The organism is Citrobacter sp. Cf118 (assembly GCF_030334095.1).
Taxonomy (GTDB): domain Bacteria; phylum Pseudomonadota; class Gammaproteobacteria; order Enterobacterales; family Enterobacteriaceae; genus Citrobacter; species Citrobacter freundii.
The window spans coordinates 115,726-127,857 of sequence record NZ_JAOWES010000084.1; the positions used below are offsets into that span (position 1 = coordinate 115,726).

Consider the following 12,132-nt stretch of genomic DNA (forward strand, 5'->3'; position numbering starts at 1 on the left):
GGTCTTGATTTTACGAGTTATACCACTAACGTTTATGAGGCTTGCGCAAAAGGACGTGAAAGCGAATGTAGAAAGGCAGCGATAACGGAGTACAGTAAATTTGGTGGTAAACAAGCAGTGGGTATTACTGTGGGAGGTGTCGCTGGACCAGCAGCAAGAGCAGTTTGCATGTGGGCTTTGGGTCTTCTCACATCAGAGATTGGTGCAGTTGGAGCGGGGTTGTGCCTGGCAACTGGAATCAGTACAGGAATTGTAGCGGGAAAAGTAGCCGAGAAAGAAGGTGAAGGATGGGGGGGATTCTTAGGAGAAGCTATTAATGATGTTATTGAAAATAATCCAGATAAATTAACCCATTATCCCGATACGTTTAATGAAGAATCAGGTCTATTAATTTATGAAAAACTTTTTGATAGAAAATTACCATGATTTAAAATTTTTATTAATAATAGCTATTATGTTTGGATTTGTTATCTTGATTTTTATTTCATATGTGATTAATAAATGCAATTATGAACAAATAGTAAAATTATATGAGAAGAAATTTGATCGTCTACCGCAAACAGCACGTATGGCAAAGGGGGCAAGTTTAATTAGTTCGCCGGCTGCATATCATGCGAAAATTGGGTTTATAATGGGTAGCCTCATATTTCCATATAATCGCATTACAAATAATGATATGAGTGTCGAAGGGTATAATTTTATCCGGAGTTTACCTGGTTATCTGATTACAGGATTTAGGGTGGAAGCGGTTGTTTGGTTCATATTGATTATCTTAATATCTTGCTTGATTTTCATGGAGAATATAGTGTAAAAATAAAGAAGGGATTCTTGTAGAGTTCCTTCTTTACTTTTATTTCAATTCGCCATGTATTTAATCAACAATCCAGGTGTACCAAAACTGCTACACATTATCTGGCTATGATCTACCCTACTGCAGGGCTTCGTCAATGTCTTTGGCGACTTCGGTATAAACTAGGGAACCTTGCTTAAATAATCTCTCGCCTGGTGGTGTTTTGCTTGTACGGACCTGTAACAAATGATGGACATGAAGTGATCAATAAGGAAAATTTGCTTTAATTTATCTGTATTATAAATATAATTGCATGGTCTTATTTGTAACACTAATTTATAAAAATTAAATTCTGGTTTTTTATCATTTATGAGATCAAAAGCACAAACAAATAACCCAGTTATCATGTTTTAATAAAAAACAGGCTCAAAAAACTGGATTTTGTGAATGAATTAATGAGATGAATAAGTGAGATAAAAGAAGGCATTAGGTTTATCAACCAAATCGATTATGCATAACTGGGATCAAACAGGTGTAAAGGATATTGAGGGGTATGCAAGCTACATAGAAACATCAGCGAAACTGATAAAAATAATGAGAACAACAGGCTATATAGGTATTGGTCTTGATTTTACGAGTTATACCACTAACGTTTATGAGGCTTGCGCAAAAGGACGTGAAAGCGAATGTAGAAAGGCAGCAATAACGGAGTACAGTAAATTCGGCCTCAAACAAACAGCAAGTATTGCTGGCGGAGCTGCCAGGGGAATTATGGGAAGAGCCGCTTGTACATGGGTTTTGGGATTGATTACATCAGAAGCTGGAGGTATTGGCGCAAGTGTATGTCTGGTAAGTGGCATTGCTTCAAGTATTGCAGGAGGTATATATTTTGAAAAAGTGGGTGAGAAACTAGGTGATAGGTTTGGTGGATTAGTGAATGACGAACTTGATAATTCAGAATTCAAACTATATGACCCAGATTCATTTAATGAAGCAGCAGGTATTCTAATATATGAAAAAGTTTTTAACAGATAATCTAGATGTCATTAATATTAGCCTTGGCATAATGCTGGTTATTATAACGTTGATTTTAATACTTATGTCTTATGTGATAAATGATGAGAAGTATAAAAAAATAGTAATATTATACGAGGGCAAACTTGGTCGTCTTCCTATCACTGCAAGTTTGGCGAGAACAGCAAGTTTAATTGGTACTCCCGGTATCTACTTTGCAAAGATAGATTTCATTATGTCTAGTCTGATTTTTCCCTATAATAGGGTTTTTAATAATGATATGAGTATTGAGGCATATCATTTTATTCGTTCCTTACCCAAAGAGTTAACCACGGGGTTTAAAGTTGAAGCGGCGTTCTGGTTTGTTGAATTTATTGTTCTGGCTTTTTTGGCGATCCTTTATTATTTTTTCTGAGAAACTGAATGTTAATAGTGGCTCGAATAAACTAGAGTCCTTTTTTATTTCAATGCTCCATATTCCTGAACAACAATCTCATCATAAGTAGTGGCAGGTGATAACCCACTAAAAAAATTTGAGTTCACGTTAGGAGTTGGCGCGCAATCTAAGAGATCAGCTTCCCAAACTGTTAGTCATCATAAGCAGTAGCGCCTTAAACCCAGATGGGTACCGCCGGTTAGATGTTGCCGCCACGCGGCAACAAAACGCCCACCAAACGCCAATTTCGTGAAGCATCTTCCATTCCATTAGGCTTATGCCATAAACAACCTCATTCACCTCTCGCAATGTTGTGTTTTTGCACGGTGAGGGTAAGTGGCACTCCTTCATATACTTTTCCCGTCAGTTCCCGAAAAGGCAGCGAGTCAGAATAAAACGGCCCTGAGCTGTACCAAAACTGCCACACACTAACCTCTCATTCTGATCACCCTACAGGTGCTGTACAGAATGAACTGGCGACAGCCAAGATTCAGGAGTGCAACAATGAGTTCATTAAGTCAGGCGGCGAGCAGCGCGGAAAAACGCACTAACGCTCGCTACTGGATAGTGGTGATGTTGTTTATCGTCACATCCTTCAACTACGGCGATCGCGCCACCTTATCCATTGCCGGTTCGGAGATGGCCAAAGACATTGGTCTGGATGCGGTAGGGATGGGTTATGTATTCTCCGCTTTCTCATGGGCCTATGTTATCGGCCAGATCCCTGGCGGCTGGTTGCTCGACCGCTTCGGTTCAAAACGTGTTTATTTCTGGTCCATCTTTATTTGGTCCATGTTTACCCTGCTGCAGGGCTTCGTCGATATCTTTAGCGGCTTCGGCATTATCGTTGCGCTGTTTACGTTGCGATTCCTTGTCGGTTTAGCTGAAGCTCCTTCCTTCCCCGGCAATAGTCGTATAGTTGCGGCATGGTTCCCGGCACAGGAGAGGGGCACGGCGGTCGCAATCTTTAACTCTGCGCAGTACTTTGCCACCGTTATTTTTGCGCCAATCATGGGGTGGCTGACCCACGAAGTGGGCTGGTCGCATGTGTTCTTCTTTATGGGCGGCCTCGGGATTGTTATCAGCTTTATCTGGCTGAAGGTGATTCATGAACCAAACCAGCACCCGGGCGTAAACCAAAAAGAGCTGGAGTACATTGCTGAAGGCGGGGCGCTGATCAATATGGATCAGGCGGCCGCCAAAGCTAAAGTGCCGTTCAGCGTGAAGTGGGGGCAAATCAAACAGCTGCTGGGCTCACGGATGATGATCGGTATTTACATCGGGCAATACTGCATTAACGCGCTGACCTACTTCTTTATCACCTGGTTCCCGGTTTATCTGGTGCAGGCTCGCGGTATGTCGATTTTGAAAGCAGGTTTTGTCGCTTCGGTCCCGGCCATTTGCGGATTCGCCGGCGGCGTGCTTGGCGGCATTATTTCCGACTGGCTGATGCGCCGTACCGGTTCGCTAAATATCGCCCGTAAAACGCCAATCGTACTCGGCATGCTGCTGTCGATGGTGATGGTGTTCTGTAACTACGTCAACGTGGAGTGGATGATCATCGGCTTTATGGCGCTGGCCTTCTTCGGCAAAGGTATCGGTGCGTTGGGATGGGCGGTGATGGCTGATACTGCACCTAAAGAGATCAGCGGTCTGAGCGGCGGTTTGTTCAACATGTTTGGCAACATCTCCGGCATCGTCACGCCAATTGCTATCGGCTACATCGTAGGGACCACCGGCTCGTTTAACGGCGCGTTGATTTACGTCGGGGTGCATGCGTTGATTGCGGTGGTGAGCTATCTGGTACTGGTGGGCGATATTAAACGTATCGAACTGAAACCTGTCGCAGGACAATGATGATGACAACACAATCGAGTCCCGTTATTACCGATATGAAGGTCATCCCGGTGGCCGGTCATGACAGCATGCTGCTCAATATTGGCGGTGCGCACAATGCATATTTCACCCGCAATATTGTGGTTCTTACCGATAACGCCGGCAATACCGGCGTCGGTGAAGCGCCGGGCGGCGAAGTGATTTATCAGACGCTGGTTGACGCTATCCCGATGGTATTGGGTCAGGAGGTTGCGCGCCTGAATAAGGTGGTACAGCAGGTGCATAAAGGCAACCAGGCCGCTGATTTTGACACCTTTGGCAAAGGCGCCTGGACGTTTGAGCTACGGGTAAACGCAGTGGCGGCGCTGGAAGCTGCGCTGCTTGACCTGTTGGGCAAGGCGCTCAACGTACCTGTCTGTGAACTGTTAGGGCCGGGCAAGCAGCGCGATGCGGTCACCGTACTCGGCTATCTGTTCTACGTGGGCGATCGCACAAAGACCGATTTACCGTATCTGGAAAGCACGCCGGGAAACCATGAGTGGTATCACCTGCGTCACCAGCAAGCGATGAACAGTGAGGCGGTGGTACGTCTGGCTCAGGCTTCGCAGGATCGCTACGGCTTTAAAGATTTCAAACTCAAAGGTGGTGTACTGCCTGGCGAGCAGGAAATCGACACCGCTCGTGCGCTGAAAAAATGCTTCCCGGATGCGCGTATTACGGTTGATCCCAACGGAGCCTGGTTACTGGATGAAGCCATCTCCCTGTGTAAAGGGCTGAACGATGTTCTGACCTACGCCGAAGATCCATGTGGCGCTGAACAGGGTTTTTCTGGCCGCGAAGTGATGGCCGAGTTCCGCCGTGCAACCGGTCTGCCGGTAGCAACGAACATGATAGCCACCAACTGGCGTGAAATGGGCCATGCGGTGATGCTGAACTCAGTAGATATTCCGCTGGCCGATCCGCACTTCTGGACCCTTTCCGGCGCGGTGCGCGTGGCACAGTTATGCGATGACTGGGGCCTGACCTGGGGCTGCCATTCTAACAATCATTTTGATATTTCGCTGGCGATGTTTACCCACGTCGGTGCGGCTGCGCCGGGTAATCCAACGGCTATTGATACCCACTGGATCTGGCAGGAGGGTGATTGCCGCCTGACCAAAAATCCGCTGGAGATTAAAAACGGAAAAATTGCGGTACCCGATGCGCCCGGTCTGGGCGTGGAACTGGACTGGGATCAGATACAGAAAGCGCATGAGGCTTATAAGGCGCTGCCCGGCGGCGCGCGTAATGACGCAGGCCCAATGCAGTATCTGATCCCCGGATGGACTTTTGACCGTAAACGTCCCGTTTTCGGCCGCCACTAATTTTGAATAAGGACTTAATTATGAGCGCACAATTTTCTACCCCATTGGTTACCTCTATGCAGGTTATTCCGGTTGCGGGTCATGACAGTATGCTGATGAACCTGAGCGGCGCACATGCTCCATTCTTCACGCGCAATATTGTGATTATTAAAGATAACTCCGGTCATACCGGCGTGGGTGAAATTCCCGGCGGAGAAAAAATCCGCAAAACGCTGGAAGATGCTATCCCGCTGGTGGTAGGCAAAACGTTAGGTGAATACAAAAACGTGCTGAATGCGGTACGCAATACTTTTGCCGATCGTGATGCGGGCGGTCGCGGTTTGCAGACCTTTGATTTACGTACCACTATTCATGTGGTTACTGGGATCGAAGCGGCCATGTTGGATCTGTTAGGTCAGCATCTGGGCGTAAACGTCGCCTCTCTGCTGGGTGATGGACAGCAGCGTAGCGAAGTTGAAATGTTGGGTTATCTGTTCTTTGTCGGTAACCGTAAGGCAACGCCGCTGCCGTACCAGAGTCAGCCGGATGAGAAGTGCGACTGGTATCGTCTGCGTCATGAAGAGGCGATGACCCCGGATGCGGTAGTGCGCCTGGCGGAAGCTGCGTATGAGAAGTATGGTTTCAACGACTTTAAACTGAAAGGCGGCGTGCTGGCAGGTGTTGAGGAAGCGGAATCTATCGTTGCGCTGGCGAAGCGTTTCCCGCAGGCCCGCGTCACGCTGGATCCGAACGGCGCGTGGTCGCTAAATGAAGCGATTAAGATCGGCAAATATCTGAAGGATTCTCTGGCCTATGCGGAAGATCCGTGTGGCGCCGAGCAGGGCTTCTCTGGTCGTGAAGTGATGGCGGAATTCCGCCGCGCTACCGGTCTGCCGACCGCCACCAACATGATCGCCACCGACTGGCGTCAGATGGGGCATACGCTGTCGTTGCAGTCCGTGGATATCCCACTGGCGGACCCGCACTTCTGGACCATGCAGGGTTCTGTCCGCGTGGCGCAAATGTGCCATGAGTTTGGGTTGACCTGGGGATCGCACTCCAACAACCACTTTGATATTTCGCTGGCGATGTTTACGCATGTCGCGGCAGCGGCTCCGGGCAAAATTACCGCGATTGACACCCACTGGATCTGGCAGGAAGGTAATCAACGCCTGACCAAAGAGCCATTTGAAATCAAAGGCGGCATGGTGCAGGTTCCGGTAAAACCGGGTCTGGGCGTGGAGCTGGATATGGATCAGGTCATGAAAGCGCATGAGCTGTACCAGCAACATGGACTGGGGGCGCGTGATGATGCGATGGGAATGCAGTATCTGATCCCGAACTGGGCGTTTGATAATAAGCGTCCGTGCATGGTACGCTAAGTGAGCTGGGACCGCTCCCATTGAGGGGCGGTTTTTATCCTGGTATATGCTTAACACAGTCAACATGCGTAAGGATGCTTTATGAAAATAGTAATCGCACCGGATTCCTATAAGGAAAGTTTGAGTGCGCTTGAAGTGGCAACGGCTATTGAGCAGGGGTTTCGTGAGATCTGGCCCGATGCGGATTACGTGAAGATTCCGGTTGCAGATGGCGGTGAAGGAACGGTCGAAGCGATGGTTGCCGCAACGCAAGGTCACCTTGTGCATGTTGATGTTACCGGCCCTTTGGGCAACAAAATTCAGGCATTTTATGGTTTATCCGGTGATGAGCGCTCGGCGTTTATCGAAATGGCGGCCGCCAGCGGACTGGAACAGGTTCCAGCGGGGTTACGCGATCCGCTGAAAACGACATCCTGGGGAACCGGGGAGTTAATCCGTCATGCGCTGGACGCTGGCGTTGAGCATATCATCATTGGAATTGGCGGAAGCGCCACCAATGATGGCGGTGCCGGGATGGTGCAAGCGCTGGGAGCAAAATTGCTGGATACGCAAAATAACGATATTGCCCATGGCGGGGCTGGCCTCGAATCGCTCGCTCGGATTGATATTTCTCAGTTAGACCAGCGACTTGCTGCGTGTCGTATTGAAGTGGCTTGCGACGTGACTAATCCGTTGACCGGTGAAGAGGGCGCTTCTGCGGTATTTGGCCCGCAAAAAGGGGCGACGCCGGAGATGATTACCCGCCTGGATTGGGCACTCACGCACTATGCGCAACTCATAGCCCGCGATCTGGACGTCAACGTGCTGGATCTGGCCGGCGGTGGCGCCGCTGGTGGTATGGGGGCGGCGCTATATGCGTTTTGTGGCGCACAGTTGCGCTGCGGTATTGAGATAGTAACGGATGCGTTGCACCTTGACGCCTGCGTTGCGGATGCGGATTTAGTGGTCACGGGTGAAGGGCGCATTGATAGTCAGACCATTCACGGTAAGGTTCCGGTTGGCGTGGCGAAGGTCGCAAAGCGTTACAACAAACCGGTTATCGGCATTGCCGGTAGCCTGACGGCGGATGTCGGTGTGGTCCACGAGCATGGGCTGGATGCGGTTTTCAGCGTCATCTATACCATCTGTACCCTGGATGAGGCGCTAAAGAACGCGAGCGACAACGTACGAATGACGGCGCGAAACGTGGCCGCAACGCTTAAAGCCGGGCAGCAATTACGCTGAGTTGTAGGTTGGATAAGGCGGTCACGCCGCCTTCCTGCGAATATCACCCCAACAACTTCTTCGCTTCGCGCGCAACGTTGTCCATTTCATCCAGAAGCTCTAAAAACTCAGGCTCCAGCTCTTCTTCCTTGGTCCCGCTACGTAATTGCTGCTCAATAAGCTGACACAGGTTTTTCATGCGGGGAACGCCGCTATAACCGCAGCTGCCGTGCAGCTTGTGGATCATATCCACCAGCCCTTCAGGGTTTTCACCGACCAGCTGTTCTTCAATTTTGTTACGTACTTCGGGCAGAAAATCGAGCAGCATTTGCAGCATATCCCGCGCCAGATCGTTTTTACCTGCGGCTTGTCTTAATGCTAACTGCCAGTCGAGTGTGGTATTCGGATTGACTACCGGCTCAACAGGTTCAACGGCGATCGCTCTAAGCGCTGTGCTTGCGCCAGGTTTGTAGCGTAACAGCAGATTATGCAGCTTATCTTCTTCGATAGGCTTCGCCAGGTAATCGTTCATCCCGGCGCTGAGCAACTTCTCTTTCTGCCCGGCCATGGCGTGTGCGGTGACCGCAATGACCGGTGTCTGCTGTTGATGAGGAAGCTGGTGGATTAGTTCACAAGCGCGAATGCCGTCCATGTCTGGCATCTGAATATCCATCAGGATCAGATCAAATTGCATTTGTCTGGCGCGATCCACCGCTTGATGCCCACTGTCGCAGAGCACGACGTGCTGCACCTTATCTTCCAACAGTGCGCCAATCAGCTTGAGGTTCGCAGGGTTGTCGTCTACCGCCATAACGGTCATCGCGATTTTGCTATCGTCTAACAGCAGCGGATCCGCGCTGTGATTCAACTGACAATACTCTGTCAGCGCGGGCAGTAAGCGAGTTGAGGTGAGAGGTTTCAACAGACATGCCGCCGCGCCGCCCTGTTTTAACTTCTCGGCGTTAATCTGCGCATGGCAAGGCAGGGCCAGTAACAAAAAGTCGGTCATCGCCGCAGCGTTTGCCAGCCGCTCATGCTGCATGGTGAGCGGTTCGCGTAAAGTGACCGGAATGCCGAGCAGCAGAATATCGTAGTGATCCTTCGGCAGCCCGGAGAATGAAGGGCTGTAAATCACCTCCAACGGCGTTTCGCTCAAGATATCTAACGTGCACTGTGCGGCAGTGGCGTTCGGTTCGACGTAGGCCAGTCGTTTACCGGCCAGGCAGAGCGTGGTTGAGCGGTCAACGAGAACGTTAGGGTTAAGATCGAGGCTGATATGGAACCAGAACGTGGAGCCCCGGTTCGGTTGACTATGAAAGGAGATATCCCCGCCCATTTCGTTGACCAGTTTTTGCGTAATAACCAGGCCCAGCCCGGTACCGCCGTGGCGGCGGGAAATACTGGCATCCGCCTGGCGGAAGGCCTGGAACAAGCGTGACTGATCGCGCTCAGGAATACCAATTCCGGTATCACGGATTTGCACTTCAATTTGTACTTTTGTATTACTGAGCGCGCGTTTCTCGACCAAAATATCGATATTGCCGCCTTCGGTAAATTTGATGGCATTGCCAACCAGATTAGTGATTACCTGCTGTAAGCGCAGCGGATCGCCGATGACGTTGTCCGGCACGTCATTCTTAATATTCAGCGTCAGCTCAAGCCCTTTATCATGGGATGAATGCGCTAACAGCGTAACGACGTCATCCAGCGTGCTGCGCAGCGGGAAGGGAATGCTTTCCAGAATCAGCTTGCCCGCCTCAAGTTTGGAGAAGTCGAGTACATCATTGATGATAGCCAGCAGATTGTTAGCCGAGCGTTCAATGGTATTCAGGTGATCGCGCTGCGTGGTGTTGAGCTCGGTTTTTAGCGTAAGACGGGTGAAGCCAATCACGCCATTCAACGGGGTTCGCAGCTCGTGCGACATGTTAGCCAGAAACTCAGACTTAATGCGCGCCGCTTCCTGGGCGCGTTTCTTCGCCAGATCCAGTTCGACGTTCTGGATTTCCATCTGCTCCAGCGTTTCGCGCAGGTCAGAGGTGGCCTGATCGATGTTGTGTTGCATCTCTTCATGGTAAGCCGCGAGAGACATCGCCATTGAGTTGATACCATTTTTGAGCATATCCAGCTCGCCCAGCATGAAACCTTCCACGCGGCTGTCGAGCTGTCCTCTACGTATTCGGTCAACGGTATTCACCATATTGCGAATTGGGCCGGTTACGTCTCGCATCAGACGCCAGCCAAAAATTAACGCAATACCAATACAAAACAGCATCATTACGCTGGAGATAAAGATCTCTTTGTACTGCTGCAATCGCACGGACTTAAGATCCAGCTCAAGCGCCACATACCCCAGCATATTTTTGGTGTTTTTCGCATCGCTTACGGGGAAACGGTGAACCTGTCGCCAACTGCATTTCAGACGGATCGAGATGAAAATTAGAGGTGACGAACAGTCGGTTATTTTCGTCATAAACAGAAATTGCCCGCACGATATCGGAATGGCGACGATGCAGCACGCTGATAAGCTGGCCGATAGATTCCCTGTTTTGCAGGTTCATGCCATATTCGCTGGAGACCGCGAGTGGTTCTATGATGCTGGCACCAGCATCTTCCAGTTGACGCTGCAAGTCGTTATAGCGATGCACAACAAAAAAGATACTGAGCAACAAACCTATCAGGACGGTCGGGGCCAGGATCAGAATCATCATGCGTGCGCGCAGGCTGTAGTTGGTCATGGAGTTCCGTTATGGGACAATTAGGGTCACACTGTTAAATAGAGAAATATCTCGTCGATGGCGCAATTCTACTCTGCAAAACGACGCGTGACGACGCGTCAGATCATAACCGTTACCGTCAATGACCTCGATCCTTTTGGTCAGGGCGTCGCTCGCCATAACGGAAAAGCGTTGTTTATACCGGAATTGCTACCCCAGGAAAGCGCCGAGGTGGTGATTACCGAAGATAAAAAACAGTTCGCCCGCGCGCAAGTAAAACGACGTTTGAACAACAGCCCTGAGCGTGAAGTGCCACGTTGCCCGCATTTTGGCGTATGCGGCGGTTGCCAGCAGCAGCATGCCAGCATCTCGTTACAGCAGCGTAGTAAAAGCGCGGCGTTGTCGCGTTTAATGAAATGTGACGTGTCGGATGTTATAGCTGATACGCCGTGGGGCTATCGTCGTCGTGCCCGATTGAGCCTGAACTATCGGCCAAAAGAACACAAATTGCAGATGGGGTTTCGCAAATCAGGCTCCAGCGACATTATCGATGTCAAACAATGCCCTGTTTTGGTGCCCCAACTTGAGGTGCTATTGCCCCGCATCAGGGCGTGTCTGGAAAGTCTTCAAGGGTTACGCCACCTTGGACATGTTGAACTGGTGCAGGCAGGGAGCGGAACCCTGATGATTTTGCGCCACACGGCGCCATTAAGTGCAGCGGATAAAGAAAAACTGGAATGCTTTTCGCATTCTCTGGGGCTGTCTTTGTTTCTGGCCCCGCAAAGCGAGATACTGGAATCAATATCAGAAGAATCGCCCTGGTATGACTCAAATGGACTACGGTTAACCTTCAGCCCGCGCGATTTTATTCAGGTTAACGAAGGGGTAAACCAACAAATGGTGGCCCGTGCGCTGGAATGGCTCGATGTGCAACCTGAAGATCGCGTGCTCGATCTGTTCTGCGGAATGGGTAATTTTACCCTGCCGCTGGCAACTCGGGCAGCAAGCGTGGTTGGCGTGGAAGGTGTTCCGGCGCTGGTTGAAAAAGGTCGGGAAAATGCACTGAATAACGGATTACACAATGTGACATTCTTTCATGAGAACCTTGAGGAAGATGTTACCCGGCAGCCGTGGGCGAAAAACGGATTCGACAAAGTTTTGCTCGATCCTGCGCGTGCGGGGGCTGCTGGTGTGATGCAACATATTATAAAATTAGAACCTATACGCGTTGTTTATGTATCCTGTAACCCGGCAACGCTGGCTCGTGACAGCGATGCTTTGCTCAATGCGGGATATGCCATCCGGCGGCTGGCGATGCTCGATATGTTCCCGCACACTGGACACCTGGAATCAATGGTCCTGTTTGAGCGTTTGTAATGAACTTAATACCCATTGGATTTCGCCTTGTAATGCT

At 49.9% G+C, this 12,132-nt stretch carries 8 protein-coding genes and 2 pseudogenes; 9 read left to right on the forward strand and 1 reads right to left on the reverse strand.

The window, feature by feature from the left end:
- The 8 genes and pseudogenes from OGX67_RS12850 to OGX67_RS12885 all read left to right on the forward strand — a co-directional run.
- Positions 1-426, forward strand: a pseudogene (locus OGX67_RS12850) (hypothetical protein); the annotation flags it as partial.
- The gene (locus OGX67_RS12855) at positions 395-811 is read left to right on the forward strand and encodes a hypothetical protein (RefSeq protein ID WP_003035066.1); all 417 of its coding nucleotides are present in this window, start codon (positions 395-397) and stop codon (positions 809-811) included. The pseudogene OGX67_RS12850 and the gene OGX67_RS12855, both read left to right, overlap by 32 nt.
- 489 nt (positions 812-1,300) lie before the next feature.
- Positions 1,301-1,825, forward strand: a complete 525-nt coding sequence (locus tag OGX67_RS12860) for a hypothetical protein (protein ID WP_071524454.1) — start codon at positions 1,301-1,303, stop codon at positions 1,823-1,825.
- A complete protein-coding gene (locus tag OGX67_RS12865; RefSeq protein ID WP_061547664.1) occupies positions 1,803-2,219 on the forward strand; it encodes a hypothetical protein in 417 nt (138 codons plus the stop codon). Before OGX67_RS12860 ends, OGX67_RS12865 begins: the two co-directional genes overlap by 23 nt.
- A 525-nt stretch (positions 2,220-2,744) precedes the next feature.
- Entirely contained in the window at positions 2,745-4,097 is a 1,353-nt protein-coding gene (gene gudP, locus OGX67_RS12870) for a galactarate/glucarate/glycerate transporter GudP (protein ID WP_003034105.1), read from the forward strand.
- A 2-nt stretch (positions 4,098-4,099) separates the two neighbouring features.
- Complete coding sequence (locus tag OGX67_RS12875; RefSeq protein WP_048218513.1) at positions 4,100-5,440, forward strand: enolase C-terminal domain-like protein; 1,341 nt, start codon at positions 4,100-4,102, stop codon at positions 5,438-5,440.
- Positions 5,441-5,460: 20 nt separating this feature from the next.
- Entirely contained in the window at positions 5,461-6,801 is a 1,341-nt protein-coding gene (gene gudD / locus OGX67_RS12880; RefSeq protein WP_257651626.1) for a glucarate dehydratase, read from the forward strand.
- A gap of 81 nt (positions 6,802-6,882) precedes the next feature.
- Positions 6,883-8,025: a glycerate kinase gene (locus OGX67_RS12885; protein WP_257651625.1), complete on the forward strand. Its 1,143-nt coding sequence runs from the start codon at positions 6,883-6,885 to the stop codon at positions 8,023-8,025.
- Positions 8,026-8,068: 43 nt separating this feature from the next.
- Here OGX67_RS12885 and barA read toward each other — a convergent pair.
- Positions 8,069-10,739, reverse strand: a pseudogene (gene barA / locus OGX67_RS12890) (two-component sensor histidine kinase BarA).
- 57 nt (positions 10,740-10,796) lie between these two features.
- Here barA and rlmD point away from each other — a divergent pair.
- A complete protein-coding gene (gene rlmD, locus OGX67_RS12895; protein WP_194857435.1) occupies positions 10,797-12,095 on the forward strand; it encodes a 23S rRNA (uracil(1939)-C(5))-methyltransferase RlmD in 1,299 nt (432 codons plus the stop codon).
- Positions 12,096-12,132: the final 37 nt, after the last annotated feature.

Bases quoted from the DNA above. Each gene is read 5' to 3' on its own strand.
- gudP (WP_003034105.1), top strand. From the start codon at position 2,745: ATGAGTTCATTAAGTCAGGCGGCGAGCAGCGCGGAAAAACGCACTAAC.
- OGX67_RS12875 (WP_048218513.1), top strand. From the start codon at position 4,100: ATGACAACACAATCGAGTCCCGTTATTACCGATATGAAGGTCATCCCG.
- OGX67_RS12885 (WP_257651625.1), top strand. From the start codon at position 6,883: ATGAAAATAGTAATCGCACCGGATTCCTATAAGGAAAGTTTGAGTGCG.
- OGX67_RS12855 (WP_003035066.1), top strand. From the start codon at position 395: ATGAAAAACTTTTTGATAGAAAATTACCATGATTTAAAATTTTTATTA.
- OGX67_RS12860 (WP_071524454.1), top strand. From the start codon at position 1,301: ATGCATAACTGGGATCAAACAGGTGTAAAGGATATTGAGGGGTATGCA.
- rlmD (WP_194857435.1), top strand. From the start codon at position 10,797: ATGGCGCAATTCTACTCTGCAAAACGACGCGTGACGACGCGTCAGATC.
- gudD (WP_257651626.1), top strand. From the start codon at position 5,461: ATGAGCGCACAATTTTCTACCCCATTGGTTACCTCTATGCAGGTTATT.
- OGX67_RS12865 (WP_061547664.1), top strand. From the start codon at position 1,803: ATGAAAAAGTTTTTAACAGATAATCTAGATGTCATTAATATTAGCCTT.